Origin of the sequence: Enterobacter cloacae complex sp. 382A5, assembly GCF_050031095.1 — a bacterium.
Taxonomy (GTDB): Bacteria; Pseudomonadota; Gammaproteobacteria; order Enterobacterales; family Enterobacteriaceae; genus Enterobacter; species Enterobacter cloacae.
Genome location: NZ_JBLGVK010000001.1, coordinates 3,080,169 through 3,103,727, shown reverse-complemented (window position 1 = coordinate 3,103,727; position 23,559 = coordinate 3,080,169). Strand labels below are relative to the sequence as shown.

General features: G+C 54.9%; 24 protein-coding genes. 13 read left to right on the top strand and 11 right to left on the bottom strand.

Translation table 11 applies throughout. The features are described 5' to 3' along the window. The first annotated feature begins 55 nt into the window (after positions 1–55). Complete coding sequence (mglA, locus tag ACQG2G_RS14640; RefSeq protein WP_029883073.1) at positions 56–1,576, top strand: galactose/methyl galactoside ABC transporter ATP-binding protein MglA; 1,521 nt, start codon at positions 56–58, stop codon at positions 1,574–1,576. A 15-nt stretch (positions 1,577–1,591) separates the two neighbouring features. Continuing rightward, the gene (gene mglC, locus ACQG2G_RS14635) at positions 1,592–2,602 is read left to right on the top strand and encodes a galactose/methyl galactoside ABC transporter permease MglC (RefSeq protein ID WP_013097952.1); all 1,011 of its coding nucleotides are present in this window, start codon (positions 1,592–1,594) and stop codon (positions 2,600–2,602) included. A 51-nt stretch (positions 2,603–2,653) separates the two neighbouring features. On the opposite strand, the gene ACQG2G_RS14630 is transcribed toward mglC, so the two are convergent. The 6 genes from ACQG2G_RS14630 to ACQG2G_RS14605 all read right to left on the bottom strand — a co-directional run bounded on the left by ACQG2G_RS14630 (position 2,654) and on the right by ACQG2G_RS14605 (position 7,517). Further along, positions 2,654–3,091 carry a helix-turn-helix transcriptional regulator gene (locus tag ACQG2G_RS14630; protein WP_029883072.1) on the bottom strand — a complete coding sequence of 146 codons (438 nt, stop codon included), beginning with the start codon at positions 3,089–3,091 and terminating at the stop codon, positions 2,654–2,656. Then, positions 3,088–4,437, bottom strand: a complete 1,350-nt coding sequence (locus ACQG2G_RS14625) for a type II toxin-antitoxin system HipA family toxin (RefSeq protein WP_061772775.1) — start codon at positions 4,435–4,437, stop codon at positions 3,088–3,090. Before ACQG2G_RS14625 ends, ACQG2G_RS14630 begins: the two co-directional genes overlap by 4 nt. Before the next feature lie 134 nt (positions 4,438–4,571). Further along, entirely contained in the window at positions 4,572–5,285 is a 714-nt protein-coding gene (gene sanA, locus ACQG2G_RS14620) for an outer membrane permeability protein SanA (protein ID WP_023619764.1), read from the bottom strand. 127 nt (positions 5,286–5,412) lie between these two features. After that, entirely contained in the window at positions 5,413–6,297 is an 885-nt protein-coding gene (cdd, locus tag ACQG2G_RS14615) for a cytidine deaminase (RefSeq protein ID WP_061772776.1), read from the bottom strand. Between the two features lie 129 nt (positions 6,298–6,426). After that, positions 6,427–7,122, bottom strand: coding sequence for a CidB/LrgB family autolysis modulator (locus tag ACQG2G_RS14610; RefSeq protein ID WP_013097948.1), 696 nt, complete (start codon positions 7,120–7,122; stop codon positions 6,427–6,429). Beyond that, on the bottom strand, positions 7,119–7,517 hold the full coding sequence (locus ACQG2G_RS14605; RefSeq protein WP_023619766.1) for a CidA/LrgA family protein: 399 nt from the start codon (positions 7,515–7,517) through the stop codon (positions 7,119–7,121). Before ACQG2G_RS14605 ends, ACQG2G_RS14610 begins: the two co-directional genes overlap by 4 nt. A 167-nt stretch (positions 7,518–7,684) precedes the next feature. Here ACQG2G_RS14605 and dusC point away from each other — a divergent pair, with 167 nt between their 5' ends. The 3 genes from dusC (at position 7,685) to ACQG2G_RS14590 (ending at position 11,229) form a co-directional block, all read left to right on the top strand. Further along, positions 7,685–8,617, top strand: a complete 933-nt coding sequence (gene dusC, locus ACQG2G_RS14600) for a tRNA dihydrouridine(16) synthase DusC (RefSeq protein ID WP_013097946.1) — start codon at positions 7,685–7,687, stop codon at positions 8,615–8,617. A 378-nt stretch (positions 8,618–8,995) separates the two neighbouring features. Continuing rightward, positions 8,996–10,414 (top strand): multidrug resistance outer membrane protein MdtQ, encoded by a 1,419-nt coding sequence (gene mdtQ, locus ACQG2G_RS14595; RefSeq protein ID WP_061772777.1) that lies wholly within the window; start codon positions 8,996–8,998, stop codon positions 10,412–10,414. A gap of 50 nt (positions 10,415–10,464) precedes the next feature. Beyond that, positions 10,465–11,229 (top strand): SDR family oxidoreductase, encoded by a 765-nt coding sequence (locus ACQG2G_RS14590; protein ID WP_080453126.1) that lies wholly within the window; start codon positions 10,465–10,467, stop codon positions 11,227–11,229. Between the two features lie 82 nt (positions 11,230–11,311). Here ACQG2G_RS14590 and ACQG2G_RS14585 read toward each other — a convergent pair whose 3' ends face one another. Beyond that, complete coding sequence (locus ACQG2G_RS14585; protein ID WP_013097943.1) at positions 11,312–11,884, bottom strand: DedA family protein; 573 nt, start codon at positions 11,882–11,884, stop codon at positions 11,312–11,314. A gap of 157 nt (positions 11,885–12,041) precedes the next feature. Between ACQG2G_RS14585 and ACQG2G_RS14580 the strand changes: the two genes are divergently transcribed. The 3 genes from ACQG2G_RS14580 to pbpG are packed head-to-tail and all read left to right on the top strand — an operon-like array spanning position 12,042 to position 13,720. Beyond that, on the top strand, positions 12,042–12,629 hold the full coding sequence (locus tag ACQG2G_RS14580) for a Yip1 family protein (protein WP_013097942.1): 588 nt from the start codon (positions 12,042–12,044) through the stop codon (positions 12,627–12,629). Then, positions 12,630–12,779: a hypothetical protein gene (locus tag ACQG2G_RS14575; RefSeq protein ID WP_248078950.1), complete on the top strand. Its 150-nt coding sequence runs from the start codon at positions 12,630–12,632 to the stop codon at positions 12,777–12,779. It begins immediately after the preceding gene. A 17-nt stretch (positions 12,780–12,796) separates the two neighbouring features. After that, positions 12,797–13,720 (top strand): D-alanyl-D-alanine endopeptidase, encoded by a 924-nt coding sequence (pbpG, locus tag ACQG2G_RS14570; RefSeq protein WP_061772779.1) that lies wholly within the window; start codon positions 12,797–12,799, stop codon positions 13,718–13,720. 95 nt (positions 13,721–13,815) lie between these two features. Here pbpG and ACQG2G_RS14565 read toward each other — a convergent pair whose 3' ends face one another. Then, positions 13,816–14,370 carry a GNAT family N-acetyltransferase gene (locus ACQG2G_RS14565; protein ID WP_020690140.1) on the bottom strand — a complete coding sequence of 185 codons (555 nt, stop codon included), beginning with the start codon at positions 14,368–14,370 and terminating at the stop codon, positions 13,816–13,818. Positions 14,371–14,481: 111 nt separating this feature from the next. Continuing rightward, on the bottom strand, positions 14,482–16,230 hold the full coding sequence (dld, locus tag ACQG2G_RS14560) for a D-lactate dehydrogenase (RefSeq protein ID WP_013097938.1): 1,749 nt from the start codon (positions 16,228–16,230) through the stop codon (positions 14,482–14,484). 189 nt (positions 16,231–16,419) lie between these two features. Here dld and bglX point away from each other — a divergent pair, with 189 nt between their 5' ends. The 5 genes from bglX to ACQG2G_RS14535 all read left to right on the top strand — a co-directional run bounded on the left by bglX (position 16,420) and on the right by ACQG2G_RS14535 (position 22,615). Then, on the top strand, positions 16,420–18,717 hold the full coding sequence (gene bglX / locus ACQG2G_RS14555) for a beta-glucosidase BglX (RefSeq protein WP_061772780.1): 2,298 nt from the start codon (positions 16,420–16,422) through the stop codon (positions 18,715–18,717). A gap of 146 nt (positions 18,718–18,863) precedes the next feature. Further along, positions 18,864–19,781 carry a glycine betaine ABC transporter substrate-binding protein OsmF gene (osmF, locus tag ACQG2G_RS14550; protein ID WP_061772781.1) on the top strand — a complete coding sequence of 306 codons (918 nt, stop codon included), beginning with the start codon at positions 18,864–18,866 and terminating at the stop codon, positions 19,779–19,781. 12 nt (positions 19,782–19,793) lie between these two features. Further along, a complete protein-coding gene (locus ACQG2G_RS14545; protein ID WP_061772782.1) occupies positions 19,794–20,951 on the top strand; it encodes an ABC transporter permease in 1,158 nt (385 codons plus the stop codon). After that, positions 20,944–21,894: an ABC transporter ATP-binding protein gene (locus ACQG2G_RS14540; protein WP_061772783.1), complete on the top strand. Its 951-nt coding sequence runs from the start codon at positions 20,944–20,946 to the stop codon at positions 21,892–21,894. The genes ACQG2G_RS14545 and ACQG2G_RS14540 overlap by 8 nt, the downstream gene beginning before the upstream one ends. Beyond that, positions 21,878–22,615: an ABC transporter permease gene (locus ACQG2G_RS14535; RefSeq protein WP_061772784.1), complete on the top strand. Its 738-nt coding sequence runs from the start codon at positions 21,878–21,880 to the stop codon at positions 22,613–22,615. Before ACQG2G_RS14540 ends, ACQG2G_RS14535 begins: the two co-directional genes overlap by 17 nt. Here the strand turns inward: ACQG2G_RS14535 and ACQG2G_RS14530 are convergent. Together ACQG2G_RS14530 and mlrA are read right to left on the bottom strand one after the other, a co-directional pair. Beyond that, entirely contained in the window at positions 22,590–22,703 is a 114-nt protein-coding gene (locus tag ACQG2G_RS14530; protein WP_010433613.1) for a protein YohO, read from the bottom strand. The genes ACQG2G_RS14535 and ACQG2G_RS14530 overlap by 26 nt on opposite strands. A gap of 69 nt (positions 22,704–22,772) precedes the next feature. Further along, complete coding sequence (gene mlrA, locus ACQG2G_RS14525; protein WP_029881769.1) at positions 22,773–23,513, bottom strand: HTH-type transcriptional regulator MlrA; 741 nt, start codon at positions 23,511–23,513, stop codon at positions 22,773–22,775. Between the last annotated feature and the right edge of the window lie 46 nt (positions 23,514–23,559).

Here is a 23,559-nt window from a genome sequence, read left to right as displayed (position 1 = left end):
CGCAACATGTTGCGCCCTTTTATAACGCGATATGCGAGGCCAACAAGGTATAATTATGGTCAGCACAACTACTCCGTCGTCCGGTGAATTCTTGTTGGAAATGAACGGCATCAACAAGTCGTTTCCCGGTGTTAAGGCACTCGATAATGTTAATTTAAAAGTTCGGCCTCATTCAATTCATGCCTTAATGGGTGAAAACGGTGCCGGTAAATCAACATTATTAAAATGTCTTTTTGGGATCTATCAAAAAGATTCTGGCAGCATTCTTTTTCAGGGGAAAGAGATCGATTTCCATTCAGCGAAAGAAGCACTGGAAAACGGTATCTCTATGGTTCACCAGGAATTGAACCTGGTACTGCAACGCTCGGTAATGGATAATATGTGGTTGGGACGTTATCCAACCAAAGGTGTTTTTGTCGATCAGGACAAAATGTACCGTGACACCAAAGCCATTTTCGATGAGCTGGATATTGATATCGATCCGCGCGCCCGCGTGGGAACATTATCCGTCTCGCAAATGCAGATGATCGAAATTGCTAAAGCGTTCTCCTATGATGCCAAAATTGTCATCATGGATGAACCGACATCGTCATTAACGGAAAAAGAGGTTAACCACCTTTTTACCATTATTCGTAAGCTAAAAGATCGCGGCTGCGGCATTGTTTATATCTCCCATAAAATGGAAGAGATCTTCCAGCTGTGTGATGAGATAACCATCCTGCGCGACGGCCAGTGGATTGCCACTCAGCCTCTCGAAGGGCTGGACATGGACAAGATCATCGCCATGATGGTGGGCCGTTCCCTGAACCAGCGTTTCCCGGACAAAGAGAACAAGCCGGGTGAGGTGATCCTTGAGGTGCGTAATCTGACCTCGCTGCGTCAGCCCTCTATTCGCGACGTCTCCTTCGACCTGCACAAGGGCGAAATTCTGGGTATTGCAGGCCTGGTCGGGGCAAAACGTACCGATATCGTCGAAACCCTGTTTGGTATTCGCGAGAAAGCCGAAGGCACCATCACGCTGCACGGTAAGAAAATTAACAACCACAACGCCAACGAAGCCATTAATAATGGTTTTGCACTGGTGACGGAAGAGCGGCGTTCGACCGGTATTTATGCCTATCTGGATATTAACTTTAACTCGTTAATTTCTAATATCCGCAACTATAAAAACAAAGTGGGTCTGCTGGATAACTCCCGCATGAAGAGTGATACCCAGTGGGTTATTGACTCTATGCGCGTAAAAACGCCGGGGCATCGTACGCAAATTGGTTCGTTGTCGGGCGGCAACCAGCAAAAAGTCATTATCGGTCGTTGGTTATTAACGCAGCCAGAAATTCTGATGCTGGATGAACCAACCCGCGGTATTGACGTCGGCGCGAAGTTTGAAATTTATCAGCTGATCGCTGAACTGGCGAAAAAGGATAAAGGGATCATTATTATCTCTTCCGAAATGCCGGAATTGTTAGGGATCACAGACCGTATTCTGGTTATGAGCAATGGTCTCGTTGCCGGTATTGTTGACACGAAAACGACAACGCAAAACGAAATTTTGCGTTTAGCGTCTTTGCACCTTTAAGATCAGGGGCTCCTCATGAGTGCGTTAAATAAAAAAAGTTTTCTCACTTATCTGAAAGAAGGCGGTATTTACGTTGTTCTTTTAGTATTGCTGGCCATTATCATTTTCCAGGACCCTACGTTCTTAAGTCTGCTGAACCTGAGTAACATTCTGACTCAGTCTTCCGTGCGTATTATTATCGCGCTGGGCGTGGCGGGGCTCATCGTCACCCAGGGGACTGACCTTTCCGCAGGGCGCCAGGTCGGCCTGGCGGCGGTGATCGCGGCAACCCTGTTGCAGTCGATGGAAAACGCCAACAAGGTGTTCCCGGAAATGGCGACCATGCCCATTTTCGTGGTGATCCTGATTGTCTGCGCCATCGGTGCGGTGATTGGTCTGATCAACGGTATCATCATCGCTTACCTGAACGTGACGCCATTTATCACCACCCTGGGTACGATGATCATCGTTTACGGTATCAACTCCCTGTACTACGACTTCGTTGGTGCGTCCCCCATCTCGGGCTTCGACAGCGGTTTCTCGACCTTCACGCAAGGGTTTATTGCGCTGGGCAGCTTCCGCCTGTCGTACATCACTTTCTACGCGTTGATTGCGGTGGCGTTCGTCTGGATCCTGTGGAACAAAACCCGCTTTGGTAAGAACATCTTCGCCATCGGGGGCAACCCGGAAGCAGCGAAAGTGTCCGGCGTTAACGTGGCCCTGAACCTGCTGATGATTTATGCCCTGTCCGGTGTGTTCTATGCCTTCGGCGGGATGCTGGAAGCGGGCCGTATCGGCTCTGCCACCAACAACCTCGGCTTTATGTACGAACTGGATGCGATTGCCGCCTGCGTGGTGGGCGGGGTCTCCTTCAGCGGCGGTGTGGGTACCGTGCTTGGCGTGGTCACCGGTGTGATCATCTTTACGGTCATCAACTATGGTCTGACCTACATCGGCGTGAACCCGTACTGGCAGTACATCATCAAGGGTGCCATTATCATCTTCGCGGTTGCGCTGGATTCACTGAAATACGCGCGTAAGAAATAAATATCAGGCGAATAAATAAAACCCGCTGCCCGTGAACGGCATGCGGGTTTTTTACGTGAAAAGTGAAGCTATAAGCGATTTGGAAATGGGCACCAGTCCGGTTTGAAGCCCAAAGGGTTTAAAGATTTTATTTATAATGTCAGCGGAATAATTACCTCTGCCATTTTCTACATCCGACAATGTTTTCCGGGATACGCTGACCAGCTTTGCATACTCATCCTGCTTCATCCCCAACACTTCGACCCTGAGTCTTTTCAGCGCCTCACCCTGTGTGATTTTACCCAGTAAAATGTCCCGTATGGCTGCATGCAATACAGCCTGGCGATCAAGAGTACTAATCCGTGTTAAGCCTGATGAAACGCGTTGCCTCTTTACTACCGATGACTTGTCCGGATCTTCATCCTCATCATGACGTCGCTTTTCATTTACGCTGCGTACCCGGGCTAATGTTTGTAGAAGCTCTGATTCAGATTTATTAGATATTTTCATAATAAACCCCAACGAGAAAGTTTATTCGGAATATAGCGAAAACCAATCGCGGGCATTTCCATTATCTGGTCGGGAACGCCTCGCGCCTCCAGCCTTTCCGGGAGATCGATGAGCTGGACGGCTGTCTCATGCAGAGCGTCAAGTAAAGTTGTGGGAGGGATCCACTCCGCCACTGCTTGCGCGATAGCGTTGAAATTATAATCCCCCCCAGATTCACAAGATAATGACCACTTTAGGGTTCGCGGTATCCCCTCTGGATCGGCTTTCATTGGAGCAAAGTCATAAACAGGGGAGAGCATAATGTGATTTTCAGCTTTCACAAAGGCGGTATTTCGCCCATGGTTGTCACTATTCCCAAAAATAATATTTAACAGATCGCGACGTACCCATTCTGTTACAAAACCAGGAATATCAAATTGATAGCCCTGCTGCTGAACCATATGGCTGGAGGTAATTTTATTAATTAACGCGCGCAGCGTTGCTTCATGATCCAGGAGAGTACCGGGTGCTTTTTGTAATAGTGAATACACCGATTCCATACCCAGCCTGATCAGTTGATCCTGCTCATTTCTCATTATGTCGAAACGTGGCAACCACAGAGAAGGATAGTGGCTACCTTCTTCAAGGCGCATTGTGTCCACTGGGATCGTGGAAAAGCCCATCGCGTTAAGCTCATGGTAATAATGAAATTCAGCCCGGAGAATATTACAATCAACTTCTGTTCTGTTTCCGCGTGGATATTTAACCAAATAATAGCGGTCCCGGTTATCCGGTTCGTTTTGCCAGGTATCGATCCATATGGCATCCGTTTCACTACAGCGCAGCAACAGTTTCGGCGCTTCACCCCCAGCGCCGGTTGCACCACCCGCCGCCGCGCCTCTTTCCTGGGCATAATCCAGAAAATCTGCCGCACGATCGATGACGTCCGAAACCGTAAACGTTTTAGTGCGTGCGAATTCATTCCATTCAGGAACGGATTCTTTTATACGCAAATTCCCGACAGGGGACATTGTGCCAAATTTCAACAATAAAAAATTCTGCTGACCAACAGGCAACTCACTGATATCGAGTGCATTTATCCAATAACGGCGACTGGCTCCGGCAGGAATGATATCGTCGATAAATCGCAGCCAGCCCGGTTGACCCTGGTCATCAAAAAAGAGTGATACAGGGTGGTTGACTGAGACCGCGTGAAAATCATCATAGTCAAGAAAATTAATCGCATACTCAGTAAGATAGTCTAACTGTGTGGTGTTCCAGTCATTGTTTTCGCTTCCCGGATATTTGATGAGGGCGATATCCGTCCATGTTTCATTCAGATATGCTTGTACGGTTAACGTCTCCATCTCACCTCCATAAAACGGCAATGAGTAAAATATTACTCATTGTTAATGAAAATGGCAACTAGCGCCACTTATATCACTCATTAGGTATCTGATGACAGAGTAGTGCGTGTTATATCACGCATTATGGAATTTGATTACTTTTTCTTCTGCATGTCCAGCAACTGCTCCGGCGTCACCGCCGGATAACCCTGCGCATCTTCCGGCACTTCATGCATGGCCGGAATTGGCACCAGGGGGCCTAAAAAGCGCGGTTCACGTTTGAAGATATAGAGATCGGCCAGCGCGCCAAAGCGAGCGCCAAACTCACGCACGCGCACGCTCAGCATATCTTTTGGCGAGGGCACCGCATAACACTGCGCCTGAATGCCCATGTGCAGCGCGATAAACAGCGCACGTTCGCAGTGGAAGCGCTGGGTGATGATGATGAAGTCGTTGGTGTCGAACACTTTGCGCGTGCGCACGATGGAGTCGAGCGTGCGGAACCCGGCGTAGTCGAGCACGATATCTGCCGGATCAACGCCTGCGGCAATCAGGTCTTTGCGCATGGTGACCGGTTCGTTGTAGCTTTGCAGCGCGTTATCGCCGCTTAACAGCAGGTAATTGACCTTGCCGCTGTTGTAGGCGTTGAGCGCGCCCTGAATGCGGTAGCGGTAATACTGATTGATGACACCGGTGCGGTAATACTTTGCGGTGCCGAGCACCACACCCACCTGGCGATAGGGCAGGTCCTGCAGGTCATCAAAAATGTAGGGGGCCGTTTTCCAGCTCATCCACCGGTCGAGACCCAGCACGATCAACAGCAGTATGCCGACCAGGACAGACAGGCTGTAAAAAACGCGCTTTAACATGCAGATGGCTCGTACCGAAGGTGAATTTAACTCAGGCTACTGTACCCGCCTGGTTAGCGCAAGAAACAGCGCATCAACTGAAGGCTTTTTCAGCAAAACGGGCGGGCATGTCTGCCCGCCAGAAGGATCACGCCAGCAATACACGCTCGATTGACGTGCAGCCCAGCGCTTTCAGGGTGGCGGCGGTGGCATCCCATTGAATCAGCGGTGCATCGGCAATTTCTGCCAGAATGGCGCGCTGAATATCCGGGTAGTCATAGCCGTTCAGACTCAGCAGGTTCAGTGCGCCCTGCAGCGGTGGCAGCGTTGGGTTAAACGCGGCGTTTTCGGCATAGCTGCCGCTAAAAATACGCCCATCGCGGCATTGCAGTACCACGCCGCTCGGGGATTTGCTGTACGGCGTATGGCTCTTGTTGGCAGCGCGAATGGCCGCCTGGGTCAGGTCATCACCGGTCAGCGTGTAACCGTGATCCTGCTCGTCCATCAGCAGGGTTTTGATTTCAAGATCTTTCGGACCAAAGGCGTCAGGCAGGTAGTCGCCCAGCGTATGCGGCGCGCGACCCGGCAGATTGATGCGCAGCTGCAGCCCGCTGTTCAGTTCATTCATAAACTGACGGCAGTGCCCGCACGGGGTGTAGTTTACGGTAATGGCGCTCAGGGCCTTTTCGCCGCGCAGCCAGGCGTGGCTGATGGCGCTCTGTTCCGCATGAACAGTCTGCTGCATGGTTGCGCCCAGGAACTCCATGTTTCCGCCGAAGTACCAGGTTCCGCTGACGCCGCGCGCAATGGCGCCAACGTTAAAGTGGGAAAGATCGGCACGTGCACAGGCGGCAGCCAGCGGCAGCAATGCGAAAGCCAGCGCGTCTTCGTCAAGATCCGTGGCCTGTTTCAGCGTGGTGATCTGCTCAGCGGTGAGCAGGGCGGGGAAATGCTCATCCGCCAGAATCGGGGCCAGAGCTGATTGCAAATTCTCTGCAAGCCGGGCGAAAGCCGCTTGAAAACGTGGATGCATGGCGTTTGCCTCATAAAGGTTAATGGATCGGTAGTGTACGGAGCCGCTGGGGCTTTATATGTGATCCATATCTCATTATGTATGCAACTTATGAAAACAAAATGAAATTTGCGCGACGCATCGCAAATTTTAGCCCATCACCGCCAGAATCACGGGGAAAATGAACGGCGCCATCAGCGAGGTCATGATTCCGCAGATCACCAGTGCCAGCGAGCTGAACGCCCCCTCCTGATAATCCAGCTCCGCACAGCGGGCGGTGCCCAGCGCGTGCGACGCGGTGCCCATCGCCAGACCGCGTGCGGCTTTGGTATGAATGCGCATGACATTGAGCAGGGTATGGCCAAACACGGCGCCCAGAATGCCAACAAAGATCACGCACATGGCGCTGATGGCAGGAATGCCGCCGAGGCTGCCGCCCACGGCCATGGCGATAGGCGTGGTCACCGATTTCGGCAGAATAGAGGCGGCAATTTGCGCAGAGGCCCCCATCAGCAGTGCGACTGAAGTACCGGTGATCATCGCCACCAGGCTCCCCACAAAACAGATGGTAATAATAGATTTCCAGCGGGCGCGGATCTGGTGCAGCTGTTCATATAAAGGAAACGCGAGTGCGACCACGGCGGGTTGCAGCAGGTCGTTTAAAATTTTGCTGCCGGCAAAGTAGCGTTCGTAAGGAATACCGGTAAGCAGCAGGAACGGAATAATCACCACCATCGCCACCAGCAACGGGTTAAGCAGCGGCATCTTGAACCGGGCGGCAAGTTTGCGTGCCGCGAAGAACACCGCCAGGGTTAATGGCAGCGACCACCAGATATTGGCCATCATTGTTTTGTTCCTTTCTGTCCAACCACTTTACGTTCGCCATGTACCAGATGCGAACTCCAGCTCACCACAAGGAAAACCACCAGCGTACTGACTGCGCAGGAGACGACAATCGGGCCGAACTGGGCTTTAAGCAGATCGAAGTACTGCATGACCCCGACGCCAATCGGCACGAACAGCAGCGCCATATAGCGAATAAGAACGAAGCAGCCGGGGTTGACCCACTTAGCGGGCAGAATTTGCAACGCCAGCAGAACAAAGAGGATCAGCATGCCGATAATGCTACCGGGAATGGTGATAGGAAGCAGGGAAGCGATGAAAATCCCGGCGTACAGGCAGGCGTAAATCAGGACGAATGCGCGCAGATATTGCCAGATAATGTTCAATGATTTTCTCATGGTTAAAATCCTTGCTGAAACGCATTCATCATACAATTAAACCCGAAAGTGTGCCATGGATCACATCATGAATTTTAAGCATACCCGTCATTCCAGAATAGAACGTCGTGCTTTCAACATACATACAGAGCGATTACTATAGCGCGTCTTTTTTCACAGGTACTGCTATGCGTGTTTTACTGGCCCCAATGGAAGGCGTGCTCGACTCCCTCGTGCGCGAACTTCTGACCGAGGTGAACGATTACGATCTCTGCGTGACGGAGTTTTTGCGCGTGGTCGATATGTTGTTGCCGGTAAAATCGTTTTACAGACTCTGCCCGGAGCTGCACCGTCAGAGCCGGACTACCTCCGGCACGCTGGTGCGTATTCAACTGCTGGGCCAGTATCCTGAATGGCTGGCGGAGAACGCCGCCCGTGCCGTCGAGCTCGGCTCTTACGGGGTCGATCTCAACTGTGGCTGCCCGTCGAAGCTGGTAAACGGCAGCGGCGGCGGGGCGACGCTGCTGAAAGATCCTGAGCTGATTTACCGTGGCGCGAAAGCGATGCGTGAAGCCGTGCCTGCGCATTTGCCGGTGACGGTGAAAGTGCGCCTGGGCTGGGACAGCGACGCGCGGCAGTTTGAAATTGCCGATGCGGTGCAGCAGGCCGGGGCTACTGAACTGGTGGTGCATGGCCGCACCAAAGAAGATGGTTATAAAGCCGAGCGCATTAACTGGCAGGCAATTGGTGAGATCCGCAAACGCCTCAGCATTCCGGTGATCGCCAACGGTGAAATCTGGGATTACCAGAGCGCGCAGGCCTGTCTCAAGGCCACCGGCTGCGAGGCGGTGATGATCGGCCGCGGGGCATTGAATGTGCCTAACCTCAGCCGGGTGATTAAATATAACGAGCCGCGTATGCCGTGGGCTGATGTTGTTACGCTGCTGCAAAAATATAGCCGTCTGGAAAAGCAGGGCGACACCGGGCTATATCACGTGGCGCGTATCAAACAGTGGCTCAGCTATTTACGCAAAGAGTACGATGAAGCGCTGGGGTTATTTCAGGAGATTCGGACATTACAGACTTCTGCGGATATTGCGCGGGTGATCCAGGCAAAATAATAAGCGTGTGACCGCAATTATCGCTGTGAAGCGCTGGACCAGACGCATGGGCTGGCTGACCTTTGCCCGGCGCGGTGCCGGGCAAAGGAATCAGAAAATCATCTTGAACACACCCGTTACCACCAGCAGCCCTATCAGAAATATAATTAAAATGACCCACAATAATATTTTCATTCCCTTCTCCTGCGTATGTATGTCAACAGTAAGTGTAGCAGGCAATTTATAATTAAGATGAATTTGTTAATTTGACTTATTCTCGGCATGTATAATTTTCTAATTACAAAAATGTATGACAATTTGCGCATTGCCACGCATTACTAAAAAAAAGAGAGGCATCAGGCGTACTTTGCGCCTTTATTTTTTGGCGTGAATGGCGTAATGAAACGTTTTCTTATTTTATCTCTGAGTGCTCCCTTTGCTGTTATTCTGGCCGGCTGTGCGCCGCAACATGCCACGGTAACTCCCCTTAATACCCAGTCACTCACGGCGTCGGTTAATACGGTGCTGCCTCATCAGGACTGGCCGAAAAATGCATGGTGGAAAGCGTATAACGATCCGCAGCTTGATAAGCTAATTGCCAAAGCATTAAGCGATGCGCCGGATATGCAGATTGCCCGTCAGCGTATTACCCTTGCCGAAGCCCAGGCCAAAGCAGCCCTGGCGGCCGACGGCCCGCAAATTGATTTTTCGGCCGATGCTGAACGTCAGAAAATGTCCGCTGAAGGGCTGATGGGGCCCTTTGCCATAACCGACCCGGCTGCGGGCACCACCGGCCCCTGGTATACCAACGGTACCTTTGGTCTGACTGCGGGCTGGGATCTGGATTTGTGGGGCAAAAATCGCGCCCGGTTGGAGGCCAGGATAGGCAAGGTGAATGCGCAAAAAGCGGAGCTTGAGCAGACCCGTCAACTGCTTGCCAGCAGCGTGGCGCGGCTCTACTGGGACTGGCAAACTCAGGCCGCCGTGGAGGAGGTCCTCACGCAGATCAAATCCCAACAGGACAATATCATCGGTGCCGATCGCGAGCTGTATCAGCACGGGATCACCTCCTCTGTGGAAGGTGTCGAAACCGACATCAGTGCCAGCAAAACCGAAGAGCAGATCGCAGAGGTTCACGGCAAAATGAAAGCCATCGAGGCGCGTCTGAACGCGTTGATTAATACCCCCGCGCTGGCGCTCACACGGCATGCCTTACCGACGGTTGAAGCGTCGTTACCGTCGACGCTGGGGTATGAACTGCTGGCCCGACGACCGGATCTGCAGGCGGCGCACTGGTATATCGAAGCGTCAATGAGCGAGGTCGATGCCGCCAGAGCGGCGTTTTATCCTGATGTGAATCTGATGGCGTTTTTACAACAGGATGCCCTGCACTTGAGCGATCTGTTCCGTTCTTCAGCTCAGCAAATGGGTGTGACCGCCGGGCTGACTCTGCCCATTTTTGACAGCGGCAGGCTGAACGCGCAGCTGGATATTGCCCAGGCGCAGAACAATCTGTCGGTGGCGAACTACAACAAGGCGGTGGTAAATGCCGTGAACCAGGTGGCGCGCACGGCCAGCGAAGTAGAAATGCTGACGGCGAAAAATCAGCATCAGCAGCAGGTAGAAAAAGATGCGGCGCGCGTGGTGGCGCTGGCGCAGGCACGTTTTAGCGCCGGAATTATTGCCGGTTCGCGCGTTAGTGAAGCCAGAATTCCAGCGCTGAAGGAACATCTCGCCGGATTGATGCTGCAGGGCGAGTATATCGACGCCACGCTACAGCTCACCTCTGCGCTGGGTGGTGGTTATCATCATGGCTAATCAGGGTCATTATCTATACTTACCTCTTTGCCGTTCTTCAGGAGGTGAGTATGACCAAAGTAGCGATTGTTACCGCATCGGATTCGGGGATTGGTAAAACCACGGCCCTGATGCTGGCTGAACGTGGGTTTGATATTGGCGTCACCTGGCACTCTGATGAACAAGGGGCCCGGGATACCTGCCGCGAAGTGGAGGCGCAGGGTCGGCGGGCTGAAGCTATCCACCTTGATCTAAGCACCCTTCCACAGGGCGCGCAGGCGATAGAAACGTTAATTGCCCGTTTTGGTCGCCTGGACGTGCTGGTTAACAATGCGGGTGCGATGACCAAAGCGCCCTTCCTGGATATGCCGTTTGACGAGTGGCGAAACATTTTCACCGTCGACGTGGACGGTGCGTTTCTCTGTTCGCAGATTGCCGCACGTAAAATGGTGGAGCAGGGGGAAGGAGGGCGAATCGTCAATATCACCTCGGTGCATGAACATACGCCGCTGCCGGAAGCCAGCGCCTATACCGCCGCAAAACATGCGCTGGGAGGATTAACCAAATCGATGGCGCTGGAACTGGTGCAGCACAACATTCTGGTGAATGCCGTTGCGCCGGGGGCGATTGCCACACCGATGAATGATATGGACGAGAGTGAAGTGAAGGAAGGGTCGATGCCAGCGATCCCGCTCGCAAGACCGGGATACACCAAAGAGATCGCCAGTCTGGTGGCGTGGTTATGCGACAGCGACGCCAGCTACACCACAGGGCAGTCGTTTATCGTCGACGGCGGGTTTATGCTGGCGAATCCGCAGTTTAAGCCGGAAGGTTAGCTTCCCCTCACCCCGTGGGAGAGGGTGTGTTAAGTTCCCTCTCCCACCGGGAGAGGGTTAGGGTGAGGGCAACAGACCGCACTCACTCCTCATCCTGCTTCTTCTCTCTGTGCCGCATCCACAGCCTGACCCCAATCACCGCTACAACCACCAGAATCAGCCACGCCCAGTGCTTCAGATGCTGGTCAAGGTTATGCAGCCACGGGCCAATCACTTCTCCACCCACGTAACCGAGCGTGGTAAAGATCAGCGCCCAGGCGCACGCGCCAATCACGTTCAGCGGCAGGAAAATTTTCGGCGGCAGGCGGCTGGCGCCAATCAATATCGGCCCGATAATCCGAAAGCCGTACATAAAGCGGGTGCCAATCACAAACAGGTAAGGGTGGCGCTGGATCAGCCGCTGCGCGCGGTTAATTTTCTTCTTGTGCTTAGCGAAACGCTTAAGCAGCGTCGGCCCAAAACGCAGCCCCAGAAAGTAGAGCAGCTGATCGCCAATCATCCCGCCCAGCGCAACCGCGGCGACAACCAGCGGGAATTTAAGTAATCCCTGATGCGCGGCGACGCCGCCTAACAGGGTGATGGTTTCACCTTCTGCCACGCTTCCGACAACCAGCGCAGCGTATCCGTATTGTTCAATAACTCCGTTTATATCCATTACGTAAATATCATCTCCCTCAGCGTGCCTCGGTTAATCATATACCCCTTGTGACAACCGCGGGGCAATCAACGGAAATTTCCCACTGTACATAAAATAATCTAAACCCTGCATTATACTTAAGGTATCGATGACGGGCCGACAACAAGGGGGCGCTATGAACCATGTCTGGGGACTTTTTTCCCATCCCGATCGTGAAATGCATGTCATCAAAAGTGAGAACGAAACGGTCTCGCATCATTACACGCACCACGTGCTGCTGATGGCGGCGGTGCCGGTGATATGCGCGTTTATTGGTACAACACAAATCGGCTGGAACTTTGGTGATGGCACCGTAGTACAGCTTTCCTGGTTTACCGGGCTTTATCTTGCCATTCTCTTTTATGGCCTGATGCTGGCAGGGGTGGCGGTTATGGGACGCGTCATTCACTGGATGGCACGTAACTATCCGCAGCGTCCTTCCCTGGCACACTGTATGGTCTTTGCCGGATACGTCGCGACCCCGCTGTTTTTAAGCGGTATTGTTGCGCTCTATCCCCTGGTCTGGCTGTGCGCGCTGATCGGGACCATTGCGCTCTTTTACACCGGCTATCTGCTGTATCTGGGCGTACCTACCTTCCTGAATATCAATAAAGAAGAAGGCCTGAGCTTTTCCAGCTCTACGCTCGCCATCGGCGTGCTGGTACTGGAGGCGTTACTGGCGCTGACGGTGATTCTTTGGGGTTATGGTTACCGTCTCTTCTGAGTGAATTGCATTGCTGGCGTAAATGCCAGCAATGCAGCATCTGTTCACGATTATCCGCTGGCGACAATGCACGGTGACCGCTATGATGCCGAAGCCAGCCTGTGTTTCTCCGTCGACGCAGGCGGTGTACGTCATAACGTGCGTGAATAATTATCAGAAGTCTCACCATGCTGAAATTCCGAGTTTCTTTACTTAGCCTGGCACTGTTGCTGGGGGCGTCCGCTGGCGTGCCAGCTCTCGCCAAAACGCCCGCGGCGACCACCGCTGCTGCCCAACCGCAAATCGCTTCCGGCAGCGCGATGATTGTTGATCTCAACACCAATAAGGTGATCTACGCCAGCCATCCGGATCTGGTGCGCCCGATCGCCTCGATAACCAAATTAATGACCGCGATGGTAGTGCTGGATGCACATCTGCCGCTGGATGAAAAACTGAAAGTGGATATCAGCCACACGCCGGAGATGAAAGGGGTTTACTCCCGCGTGCGCCTGAACAGTGAAATCAGTCGTAAAAATATGCTCTTGCTGGCGCTGATGTCGTCTGAAAACCGCGCCGCGGCGAGCCTCGCCCACCATTATCCGGGCGGCTACGACGCCTTCATTCGAGCGATGAATGCCAAAGCCAAAGCGCTGGGAATGAATAACACCCGTTTTGTTGAGCCGACAGGTCTGTCGATTCACAACGTCTCTACGGCGCGCGATCTGACCAAACTGCTGATTGCCAGCAAACAGTACCCGCTGATTGGGCAGCTCAGTACCACCCGTGAAGAGATGGCGACCTTTGCGAACCCGGCCTATACGCTGCCGTTTCGCAATACGAACCACCTGGTGTATCGCGAGAACTGGAACATTCAGTTAACGAAAACCGGCTTTACTAACGCGGCGGGGCACTGTCTGGTGATGCGTACCGTGTTCAACGGTAAACCGGTGGCGCTGGTGGTGATGGATGCCTTCGGAAAATATACTCACTTCGCCGATGCCAGCCGACTGCGCACCTGGATTGAAACCGGGAAAGTGCAGCCTGTTCCGGCTGCGGCATTGACGTATAAAAAGCAGAAAGCCGAGCAGATGGCGACGGCGCAGAACGATTAGGTAAAAGCAAAACGGTAACTGTGTTACCGTTTTTTATGTTTTCTCCCTCTCCCGGTGGAAGAGGGCGGGGGTGAGGTCACCAGACCGCACTGGGCCTATTCCGGCAGGGTCCAGTCTCCGTCGTTAAGCGGGCGCTGCATAATCACCGTATCCCGCCAGTCGCCTTTTTTGTAGCCCACGCTGCGCAGCTGACCGACCACTTCAAAACCGTGCTTTTTATGCAGCCGCAATGACCCGGCGTTATTATGGCCATCCCCCACAACGGCAATCATCTGACGCCAGGGACCTTGTTCGCAGCGTTCAATCAGCGCGTCCATTAGTGCACTGCCAAAACCGCGTCCGGTGGTGCTGGCATCCACGTAGATTGACTCTTCCAGCGTGAAGCGATACGCGTGTCGTGGACGGTATGGCGTGGCATAGCAATAGCCCACCACAATGCCGCGATACAGCGCCACCAGCCAGGGCAAACCGTTATCGGTCACGTTTTTCAACCGCTTACGCATTTCATCAACGGTGGGGGGGATTTCCTCAAACGACGCACGTCCGTGAAGTACATGCCATGCATAAATAGCCGAAATGGCATGCACATCGTCGGGAAGGGCATCGCGCACTTCCACTTCGGTTACGGATAAAATATCAACAGCCGACATGATGTGCCTGCTCCTCGTCAAAGAATGCCGGAGAAACGTTTCTCCGGCGAGTGCAGGTACTCTAGTACGATTGAGCTGTGCTTAACAATCTCTTAAATATGGCTGTATGAATTAATCAGATGCTTGCGTAATGGCCTGCTCTGCGTTATCGCTCTCTTTCCAGTATTTATTCCGCGTTGTTTTACCAATGCCGGGATTCATACTGTTTGTAGGGTCATTCTCGCGATAAAACTGCTTAAGTGTCTCAGGGGCTTTGTAAAGATGCCCAACGTTGTGTTCCGCAGGATATTGTGCGCCACGTTCGCGCAGAAGGGCGAGCATCTCCTCTTTCAACGCGTGCGCGTCGACCCCTTTTTTAACGATGTAATCCTGGTGGAAGACGTAGCACATAAAGTGGCCGTAGTAGAGCTTATGCACCAGCTTGCTGTCGATTTCCGGCGGCAGGTGTTCAAACCACTCGGTATCGTTGCGTCGCAGGGCAATATCCAGCGCCAGAATATCCTCTACTTCTTCTGAGTGTACGGCCTGATAACGGATGGCGGCCCCCGCAGCGGCAAAACGGTGCAGGAACGCTTTGCTCCCCTCCTCAGGTGTACAGGCGAAGAAATCTCCCTCGGCGGTTTTGAAGAATTCGCTCAGCCAGTTTTGTGCTTCGGCGATCCCGTCCCCGGCCATTTTCAGCAGCAGGTGATGTTCATACTTGTCGCGCCAGGTTTTCATTCGCTCCGGCAGGTGGGCCGGGAAAACGTTACCCAGCTTCTGCATAAAGCGGTCGGTGAAGTGGGGTTTAAACAGCGGCACTTTCTCCAGCATCGCATCGGTGCGGCCCTTCATGGTGAAGAAGAACGGCATCTTGTCGGTGCCGAGCTTGTCGATCATCAGGAACGTATCTTTGCCGTAGCGTTCGGCGATGTCGTAAATATCCCGATGCATATACTCGCCCGCCACCGGCAGATGCGTGAATTCGCCCAGAATATGACGACGGATTTCGGTCAGCACGTCAGGCTGATTGGTGCCGATGTAAAACACCTGCTGTTTTTTCTCGGCCGGGAAGGTGTCGAGCCGGACCGCGAAAACGGCCAGTTTGCCCGCGCAGCCGGAGGATTCGAACAGGCGATCCGGGTCGGCGTTGTAACGCGCTGGTGTATCCGCGTTGATATCACGTACGCGGGTGATGTAATCGTGATCGTGGGCATGACGGCCATCGTGCTGTACATCTTCATCTTTCACGCGATCGTCGTCGAGCTTACTCAGGATCTGCTCCGGCGTGACGCCCAGATCGATTCCCAGATGGTTCACCAGCGTCAGCTTGCCGTTTTCATCAATACGGGCATAGAGCGACATTTCGGTATAAGCCGGGCCGCGCTGCACCAGCGAACCGCCGGAATTATTACAGATCCCACCAATGACGGAGGCGCCGATGCAGGATGAACCAATCACCGAATGCGGTTCGCGCCCAAGCGGCTTAAGCGCTTTTTCCAGCGAGTAGAGGGTGGTGCCGGGGAAAGCCAGTACCTGCTCGCCTTTATCGAGCAGGTGAAGTTTGTCGAGGCGCAGGGTGCTGATAATCACGATGTCGCGATCGTAATCATTGCCGTTCGGCGTTGAGCCTTCGGTCAGGCCGGTGTTAGCCGCCTGCATTAAAATAATCTTGTCCGCGGCAACGCAGGCGCTCAGGACGCGCCACAGCTCCAGCAGCGTGCCGGGAAAAACCACCGCCAGCGCATCGCCCTGTCCGGAACGAAAGCCCTTACGGTAGCGGGCAGTTTTGGCCGGGTCGGTAAGCAGGTGAGAGTGACCAACCAGGCGCGACAGTTCGTTAATAAAAGTCGTGTTATCGGCAGTTCGAACAGAAGACATCTTCCACTCCTTGTGGTGGGGCAAATTTCTCGCTGTAAAGCATAGCGCGATTAGCTGTTTAGAGGGCGCGTATTTGCGAGAAAAATCAGAGAATAACCCTGCAACGTTCTGAGGGTTTGTGGCACACTGCGCTTTTCGCACGCCCTGGCCGAGATCTTCCGGCGGAAATTGATGAGAGAGTAAAACGACATGAAATGGCTATGTTCTGTAGGTGTCGCCGTCAGCCTGGCACTGCAACCTGCGCTGGCAGATGAACTGTTTGGCAATCACCCGCTTACGCCTGAAGCACGGGACGCGTTTGTCACGGAATTGCTCAAGAAAATGACGGTCGATGAGAAGATCGGCCAGCTGCGTCTTATCAGCGTCGGCCCGGATAACCCGAAAGAGGCGATCCGCGAAATGATTAAAGAGAGCCAGGTAGGGGCGATTTTTAACACCGTGACCCGTCAGGATATCCGCAAAATGCAGGATCAGGTGATGGAACTTAGCCGCCTGAAAATTCCGCTGTTCTTCGCCTATGACGTAGTACACGGACAGCGTACCGTTTTCCCTATCAGCCTCGGTCTGGCCTCCTCCTTTAACCTCGACGCGGTGAAAACCGTCGGGCGCGTCTCGGCATATGAAGCCGCAGACGACGGCCTGAACATGACCTGGGCCCCGATGGTTGACGTCTCCCGCGATCCGCGCTGGGGCCGCGCGTCAGAGGGCTTTGGTGAAGATACTTATTTGACCGCCACGATGGGGAAAACCATGGTGGAAGCGATGCAGGGTAAAAGCCCGGCGGATCGTTATTCGGTCATGACCAGCGTCAAGCACTTCGCCGCCTATGGTGCCGTGGAAGGCGGTAAAGAGTACAACACCGTCGACATGAGCCCGCAGCGCCTGTTTAACGATTACATGCCGCCGTACAAAGCAGGCCTGGATGCCGGTAGCGGCGCGGTGATGGTCGCCCTGAACTCGCTCAACGGCACGCCTGCCACCTCTGACTCCTGGCTGCTGAAAGACGTGCTGCGCGACCAGTGGGGCTTCAAGGGCATCACCGTCTCTGACCATGGCGCCATTAAAGAGCTCATCAAACACGGTACGGCCTCCGACCCGGAAGATGCGGTGCGCGTGGCGCTCAAATCCGGCATCAACATGAGCATGAGCGACGAATATTACAGCAAATACCTGCCGGGGCTGGTGAAGAGCGGCAAGGTGACGATGGCGGAGCTGGACGATGCCACGCGTCACGTGCTGAACGTGAAATATGACATGGGGCTGTTTAACGATCCGTACAGCCACCTGGGTCCGAAAGAGTCAGACCCGGCGGACACCAATGCCGAAAGCCGTCTGCACCGTAAAGAGGCCCGAGAAGTGGCCCGTGAAAGCCTGGTGCTGCTGAAAAACCGCCTCGACACGCTGCCGCTGAAAAAATCCGGCACCATTGCGGTGGTCGGCCCGCTGGCCGACAGCAAGCGCGACGTGATGGGGAGCTGGTCTGCTGCGGGCGTGGCCGATCAGTCCGTGACCGTGCTCACCGGTATTAAAAATGCGGTCGGTGAAAACGCTAAGGTGGTGTACGCCAAAGGGGCGAACGTCACTGATGATAAAGATATCGTGACCTTCCTCAATCAGTATGAAGAGGCGGTGAAGGTGGATCCGCGCTCGTCGAAAGAGATGATTGACGAAGCGGTAAACGCCGCGAAACAGTCTGACGTGGTGGTTGCCGTGGTGGGTGAAGCACAGGGGATGGCACACGAAGCCTCCAGCCGAACGGACATCACGATCCCGCAAAGCCAGCGCGATCTGATCGCCGCCCTGAAAGCCACCGGCAAGCCGCTGGTGCTGGTGCTGATGAACGGTCGTCCACTGGCGCTGGTGAAAGAAGATCAGCAGGCTGATGCTATTCTGGAAACCTGGTTCGCCGGTACGGAAGGGGGCAACGCCATCGCCGACGTGCTGTTTGGTGATTACAACCCGTCGGGCAAACTGCCGATGTCCTTCCCGCGCTCTGTCGGGCAGATCCCGGTGTACTACAGCCACCTGAATACCGGCCGTCCGTATAACGCTGATAAGCCAAACAAGTACACCTCCCGTTACTTCGATGAAGCGAACGGTCCGCTGTATCCGTTTGGTTACGGTTTGAGCTACACCACCTTTAAGGTCTCTGACGTAAAAATGTCGGCCCCGAGTCTGAAGCGTGACGGTAAAGTGACTGCCAGCGTTGACGTGACGAACACCGGTAAACGTGAAGGTGCGACGGTGATCCAGATGTATGTTCAGGATGTGACCGCCTCCATGAGCCGTCCGGTGAAACAGCTGCGCGGCTTTGAGAAGGTCAACCTGAAACCTGGTGAAACCAAAACCATCAGCTTCCCGATTGACGTGGATGCCCTGAAGTTCTGGAACCAGCAGATGAAATACGATGCGGAACCGGGCAAGTTCAATGTCTACATTGGTGTGGATTCCGCCCGCGTGAATAAAGGCGAGTTCGAGCTGCTGTAACCTTTCCCTCCTTTGCATCCCCCGTCCACCGGGGGATGCGTCTTACCTTATGCTAAAAAGGCATTTTGCCGGGTAAATCCGCCGTTTTAAGCTACGCTTTTCTCTCAAGCCTCTGAAAAAGGCAGCAAAAAAATGAGGATAGTGGAATGACAATTAAAACGGGGATGGTAGTTTCTGCGGCGTTATTCGCGGCGCTAAGCCTGCCGTTACAGGCGGCAGAACCGGTAAAAGTGGGCTCAAAGATCGACACTGAAGGCGCGCTGCTCGGGAATATTATTTTGCAGGTGCTGGAAAGCCACGGCGTGAAAACCGTGAATAAAGTTCAGCTGGGTACCACGCCCGTGGTACGCGGGGCCATCACCTCCGGCGAGCTGGATATTTATCCGGAATACACCGGCAACGGGGCATTTTTCTTCAAAGATGAAAACGATCCGGCATGGAAAAACGCCAAAGCCGGGTATGAAAAAGTCAAAAAACTCGATGCAGAACAGAACAAGCTGGTCTGGCTGACTCCGGCTCCGGCCAACAACACCTGGACCATCGCGGTGCGTAAAGACGTGGCGGAGAAAGGCAAACTGACGTCACTTGCGGATCTCAGCCGCTATCTGAAAGAGAAGGGCGACTTCAAGCTTGCGGCCTCGGCGGAGTTTATCGAGCGTCCGGACGCGCTGCCTGCTTTCGAAAAAGCCTACGACTTCAAGCTTGACCAGGCACAGCTGCTCTCGCTCGCGGGCGGTGACACCGCGGTGACCATCAAGGCGGCGGCGCAGCAGACCTCCGGTGTCAATGCGGCGATGGCCTACGGTACGGACGGCCCGGTCGCGGCGCTTGGTCTGCAGACCTTAACCGATCCAAAAGGCGTTCAGCCTATTTATGCCCCCACGCCGGTGGTGCGTGAGGCGGTGCTGAAAGCCTACCCGGATATCGCCGACTGGCTCAAACCGGTCTTTGAAAAACTGGATGCAAAAACGCTGCAACAGCTCAATGCGAGCATTGCCGTAGAGGGACTGGATGCCAAAAAAGTGGCCGCCGGTTTCCTGAAACAACAAGGGCTTGTGAAGTAACAGGACAGGGCTGTGCCAATAAAATGTCATAACCGCGTACTGCTGCTGTTGGCCTGTGTGGCCATTGCGGCGGTCGCGCTACCGTTTGTCAATGTGGCGCCAAACCGCCTGATGTCGGGGGAAGGGCGCGCGCTCTGGCAGGTCTGGCCGTTTACGCCGCTGCTGCTGGTTGTGGCGCTGGGTGCACTGGTTGTGCTCTCGCTCAGCCGGGGGCGGGTTGCACAGTGGCTGACGCTACTCCTCAGTGAAGGCCTCTTCATCACCTTGTTCTGGAGTGCCGGGCTTGCCGCCACGCACATGACCTCGGCGGAAAGTCCACTGGCGCGAACCACCGTGGGCAGTGGCCTGTGGCTGTGGCTGGCGCTGTGTCTGCTGGCCTGCAGCGATGCGATCCGCCGCCTGATCCCGTCGTCTGCCTGGCGCTGGGTGTTCAATGCCCAGATCTGGTGTATTCCGTTGCTGCTGCTGTTCAGCGGTGAGCTGAATAATCTCTCGCTGTTAAAAGAGTACGCCAACCGTCAGGAGGTGTTTGATGATGCGCTGGCGCAACACCTGACGATCCTCTTCGGCACGCTGTTCCCGGCGTTACTGCTGGGGGTACCGCTTGGCATGTGGTGTTATCGTCATCCCTCCCGCCAGGGCGGGGTTTTTGCCGTGCTCAACGTAATCCAGACCATCCCTTCCGTGGCCCTGTTTGGCCTGCTGATTGCGCCGCTGGCGGGGCTGGTGAAGTCATTTCCGGCGTTAGCCTCGGTCGGTATCGCCGGAACCGGATTAACCCCCGCGCTTATTGCCCTGGTGCTGTACGCGCTGCTGCCGCTGGTCCGCGGCGTGGTGGCGGGCTTAAGCCAGGTCGCGCCGGATGTACTGGAGAGCGCCCACGCGATGGGGATGAGCCGGAGACAGTGCTTCTGGCAGATCCAGCTGCCGCTCGCCTTGCCCCTGCTGCTGCGCAGCCTGCGGGTAGTGGCAGTCCAGACCGTCGGGATGGCGGTTATCGCCGCGCTGATTGGCGCAGGCGGTTTTGGCGCGCTGGTGTTCCAGGGGCTGCTGAGCAGCGCGCTGGATCTGGTGTTACTGGGCGTGGTGCCCACGATTGCACTGGCGGTCGTCATCGATGCGCTGTTTGCCTTATGGCTCGCGTTGCTCGGGAGAAGAGCCAATGATTGAATTTCACGATGTCAGTAAAACATTTGCCGGTCGTCCGGCAGCAAGTCACCTGAACCTGAATTTTGCCGAGGGGGCGTTTTCGGTACTGATTGGCACCTCGGGGTCGGGGAAATCCACCACGCTGAAGATGATCAACCGCCTGGTGGAGCACGACAGCGGTGTAATACGTTTTGCCGGGGAAGAGATCCGCAGTCTGCCGGTGCTGGAGCTGCGCCGTCGCATGGGCTACGCCATCCAGTCCATCGGCCTGTTTCCCCACTGGACGGTCGCGCAGAACATTGCCACCGTGCTGCAGCTGGAAAAATGGTCGCGGGCAAAGAGTGACGAGAGGGTGGACGAGCTTATGTCGCTGCTGGGGTTAGAGCCTGGGCTGCGTGGCCGCTATCCGCATCAGCTTTCAGGTGGACAACAGCAGCGTGTGGGAGTGGCGCGCTCGCTGGCGGCGAACCCGCAGGTATTGCTGATGGATGAGCCCTTTGGCGCGCTCGATCCGGTTACGCGCGGGGCACTGCAGACCGAGATGACCCGCATTCACCGCATCCTTGGCCGGACGATCGTCCTCGTGACCCACGATATTGATGAGGCGCTGCGGCTTGCCGATCATCTGGTGTTGATGGACCACGGGGAAGTGATCCAGCAGGGTACGCCGCTTGAACTGCTGACCCATCCGCAGAACGATTTTGTGCGCGAGTTTTTTGGGCGCAGCGAACTGGGCGTCAGACTGCTCTCCCTGCGAACCGTCAGCGATTATATGCGTCGACAGGATGTGGCGATGGGCGGTGAACCGTTACAGGAACAGATGAGCCTGCGGGACGCGCTCTCTGCATTTGTGGCGCGCCAGTGCGAGGTACTGCCGGTTACGGATGCCGCTGGGGCACCGTGTGGCACCCTGCATTTTCGCGATCTGCTGGCCGGGGAGGTGACGCGTGAAGGTCATGCGTGATCCGCTCCTCTGGCTGACGGGGCTTTTTGTTGCCCTGCTGTTTCTGATGCCGCACAGTGGGGCGCTGTTCAGCTCGCTTTTTCCCGGCCTGCCGCGCCCCGTCTATCAGCAGGAGAGTTTTATCAATCTTGCCCTGGCGCACCTGTGGCTGGTGGCGCTCTCCAGCGCGATTGCCGTGGTGCTGGGCGTGGGGGCGGGGATTGCGGTCACCCGGCCCTGGGGGAGAGAGTTTCGCCCGCTGGTAGAGACGATTGCGGCTATCGGGCAGACATTTCCGCCGGTGGCGGTACTGGCGATTGCGGTGCCGGTGATCGGGTTTGGTCAGCAACCGGCTATCATTGCGCTGATCCTTTACGGCGTGTTGCCTGTTCTTCAGGGGACGCTGGCGGGCATTGCGTCGGTACCGGCATCGGTACTGAGCGTGGCCGAAGGGATGGGCATGAGCAGCGGTCAGCGGCTGTGCAAGGTTGAGCTGCCGCTTGCGGCACCGGTGATTATCGCGGGGATCCGTACGTCGGTGATTATTAACATCGGCACGGCGACCATCGCGTCTACGGTGGGGGCCAATACGCTGGGAACGCCGATCATTATCGGCTTAAGCGGGTTCAATACGGCCTATATCGTTCAGGGTGCGGTACTGGTCGCGCTGGCGGCCATCGTTATCGATCGCATGTTTGAACGACTGGCCCGGCTTCTCAGCCGACACCGCCACGAACAATAAATGAGTACCCGGCCAGCATCACGCCGCCGATGCCGCTCACGGCCATCAGTACAAAAAGGGTAATTACGGCCAGTTTGGTTGCCTTCATCATCTGCTCCTGTTGTTAACGGAACAATTATACGGTGAAGCGCAGCTGTTAATGAACCATTAAATGCCGTTACGTTTCATCGGGGCCCAGGGCGTAAACCGGATAACCGTGCTCCCGCCATTCCGTCAGCCGCTGTTGCTGCGAGGCGGTGGGCACTTCCCCGCACCAGACCAGCAGAGTCTGGCCGTCGAAGAATTCGGGCCGTAGCTGAGCCAGCGAATGCGCCAGCACCTCCACGCGCCAGCCCTGCTGGGTGGCGATCCAGGCTTCGAGCCACAGCCGCGTGGTATCGTGCACGTTCCAGCCAACAACCAGCGCGTCTTTTCCGCCCTTGTTTCGCGCCGAGGCCAGACAGACGGCGATATAATTGATCAGCACCCCGTCGAGCATACTCAGCAGCGCCTGCAGGGTAGAGTGCTGGCATTGCAGCCGTCGACGAAGCGGGATGAAAAGATGGTTGATTAAGGTTTGCGCTGGATAATCGCGGCCTTGCTCTTTGATCCACGCGCGCAGACGTTGAACGTTGCCCGCCTGCAGAAGCCGGAGCAGGGTTTCCTGCTGTTCGCGCCAGCGGTGTTGGGTATCGGGATCGTCATGGCAGAGCAGCGACTTTACCTTGCTCACCTGCACACCGTTATCTATCCAGCTTTTGATCTCGCGGATCCGATCGATGTCGGCATCATTGAAAAGGCGGTGACCGCCGTCCGTGCGCTGCGGTTTGAGTAAACCATACCGTCGCTGCCAAGCCCGTAGCGTGACGGGATTGATATCACAAAGGAGTGCCACTTCACCGATCGTGTAAAGCGCCATATTCGCCCCCTGGCTAACGCGTCCCCAGCTTAACTGTAGACCCAGT

Excerpts from the sequence above, each read along its gene's own strand:
- bglX (WP_061772780.1), top strand. The coding sequence starts at position 16,420 with ATGAAATGGCTATGTTCTGTAGGTGTCGCCGTCAGCCTGGCACTGCAA.
- mglC (WP_013097952.1), top strand. The coding sequence starts at position 1,592 with ATGAGTGCGTTAAATAAAAAAAGTTTTCTCACTTATCTGAAAGAAGGC.
- ACQG2G_RS14630 (WP_029883072.1), bottom strand. The coding sequence starts at position 3,091 with ATGAAAATATCTAATAAATCTGAATCAGAGCTTCTACAAACATTAGCC.
- dld (WP_013097938.1), bottom strand. The coding sequence starts at position 16,230 with ATGTCTTCTGTTCGAACTGCCGATAACACGACTTTTATTAACGAACTG.
- mlrA (WP_029881769.1), bottom strand. The coding sequence starts at position 23,513 with ATGGCGCTTTACACGATCGGTGAAGTGGCACTCCTTTGTGATATCAAT.
- ACQG2G_RS14590 (WP_080453126.1), top strand. The coding sequence starts at position 10,465 with ATGACCAAAGTAGCGATTGTTACCGCATCGGATTCGGGGATTGGTAAA.
- ACQG2G_RS14625 (WP_061772775.1), bottom strand. The coding sequence starts at position 4,437 with ATGGAGACGTTAACCGTACAAGCATATCTGAATGAAACATGGACGGAT.
- mglA (WP_029883073.1), top strand. The coding sequence starts at position 56 with ATGGTCAGCACAACTACTCCGTCGTCCGGTGAATTCTTGTTGGAAATG.
- mdtQ (WP_061772777.1), top strand. The coding sequence starts at position 8,996 with ATGAAACGTTTTCTTATTTTATCTCTGAGTGCTCCCTTTGCTGTTATT.
- dusC (WP_013097946.1), top strand. The coding sequence starts at position 7,685 with ATGCGTGTTTTACTGGCCCCAATGGAAGGCGTGCTCGACTCCCTCGTG.
- osmF (WP_061772781.1), top strand. The coding sequence starts at position 18,864 with ATGACAATTAAAACGGGGATGGTAGTTTCTGCGGCGTTATTCGCGGCG.
- ACQG2G_RS14605 (WP_023619766.1), bottom strand. The coding sequence starts at position 7,517 with ATGAGAAAATCATTGAACATTATCTGGCAATATCTGCGCGCATTCGTC.
- cdd (WP_061772776.1), bottom strand. The coding sequence starts at position 6,297 with ATGCATCCACGTTTTCAAGCGGCTTTCGCCCGGCTTGCAGAGAATTTG.
- pbpG (WP_061772779.1), top strand. The coding sequence starts at position 12,797 with ATGCTGAAATTCCGAGTTTCTTTACTTAGCCTGGCACTGTTGCTGGGG.
- ACQG2G_RS14585 (WP_013097943.1), bottom strand. The coding sequence starts at position 11,884 with ATGGATATAAACGGAGTTATTGAACAATACGGATACGCTGCGCTGGTT.
- ACQG2G_RS14580 (WP_013097942.1), top strand. The coding sequence starts at position 12,042 with ATGAACCATGTCTGGGGACTTTTTTCCCATCCCGATCGTGAAATGCAT.
- ACQG2G_RS14610 (WP_013097948.1), bottom strand. The coding sequence starts at position 7,122 with ATGATGGCCAATATCTGGTGGTCGCTGCCATTAACCCTGGCGGTGTTC.
- sanA (WP_023619764.1), bottom strand. The coding sequence starts at position 5,285 with ATGTTAAAGCGCGTTTTTTACAGCCTGTCTGTCCTGGTCGGCATACTG.
- ACQG2G_RS14540 (WP_061772783.1), top strand. The coding sequence starts at position 20,944 with ATGATTGAATTTCACGATGTCAGTAAAACATTTGCCGGTCGTCCGGCA.
- ACQG2G_RS14565 (WP_020690140.1), bottom strand. The coding sequence starts at position 14,370 with ATGTCGGCTGTTGATATTTTATCCGTAACCGAAGTGGAAGTGCGCGAT.
- ACQG2G_RS14530 (WP_010433613.1), bottom strand. The coding sequence starts at position 22,703 with ATGAAGGCAACCAAACTGGCCGTAATTACCCTTTTTGTACTGATGGCC.